Annotated in this window: 2 protein-coding genes; both read left to right on the top strand. The window is 40.5% G+C overall.

The features are described from left to right. Positions 1-212: heme-binding domain-containing protein (locus tag A3860_RS05445; protein WP_173820174.1), on the top strand; the 212-nt coding region annotated here is incomplete at its 5' end. 93 nt (positions 213-305) lie between these two features. Then, positions 306-1220 (top strand): multicopper oxidase domain-containing protein (locus tag A3860_RS41825; RefSeq protein WP_245843482.1); only part of this gene is annotated, 915 nt, incomplete at its 3' end.

The following is a 1220-nucleotide window of genomic DNA, read 5'->3' as shown; positions in this document are numbered from 1 at the left end:
AGGCGGAGTTGAACTTTAGCGAGTTTGGATCTTACTCTTTAAGAAGGCAGATAAGCAAGCTAAAGTCAATTGAGAACAGCATTAATGATGGCACTATGCCTTTGTCTTCTTATACATTTATTCACAAAAATGCAAAGCTCTCGCAAAATGATAAAGCATTAATAATAGACTGGGTGCAAAAAACAAGAGATGGCCTTGCAATGAAAAATTAAAGCAATGTTTAAACTTATTGGTAAAGCAATAGTGCGGGTACTGAAAACTATTTTTATCAGAAAGAAAAAGTGTTGTCAGTAAAAAAAATAGACATGAAAAAATTAATAGTAATAATCGCAATGCTTTTTTCCTGGTCGTTTATATGGGCGCAACAGGAAAGGGGCAAACAGAAGCAATCGGTTATATATACCTGCGTTATGCACCCGGAGGTGCAAATGAATCAACCCGGCAATTGTCCTAAGTGTGGGATGAAACTGGTCGTTAAAAAAGTGAAGGCATCCCCAACGCCATCCAGGCAGAATAAATTACCGGTGTCTAAAGATACAACCAGGCAAATGCCTATGAAAATGGGCAATAAAGATACTATGCAAATGCCTTCGCCGCAGGCTAAACAACAAGGTCAGCCTGTAACATATACCTGCCCAATGCATCCTGAAATTCATGCTGCCAAACCTGGCAATTGCCCTAAGTGCGGAATGAAGCTGATAAAGGAAAAATCAAAAGTTGCGCCGGAAGCTGGTCACCAGCATGATAGTATGCAAATGCCCATAAAAGACAGCGCAAGCATGATGGATAATACGGACAGCATGAAAATGGACGGTATGGATATGGGGGATAATAATTCAGTCATGGAAAATATAAAAACAGCAAAAGCGCATTTAGGGCCGGTAAAAACTATTGAAACCACCGCTCCACCACGTACTGTACGGTACGATTTATATATTGCCGATACGGTGGTAAATTTTGGTGGTAAACCCAAACGTGCCATTGCTGTGAACGGTCAAATACCCATGCCTACGTTAACATTTACCGAAGGCGATACTGCTGAAATTTATGTACACAATAATTTGAATGAAGAAACCGCCCTGCACTGGCATGGGTTATTTCTTCCCAACCGGTACGATGGTGTGCCCAATCTTACTCAGATGCCTATAAAGGCGCACACAACATATTTATATAAATTTCCTATCGTTCAGCATGGCACACACTGGTATCATAGTCATTCT

This window comes from Niastella vici, from assembly GCF_002077945.1.
In the GTDB taxonomy this organism is placed as follows: Bacteria; Bacteroidota; Bacteroidia; order Chitinophagales; family Chitinophagaceae; genus Niastella; species Niastella vici.
The sequence above is the reverse complement of the archived record's forward strand: the minus strand, read 5'-3'. Positions and strand labels throughout refer to the sequence as shown.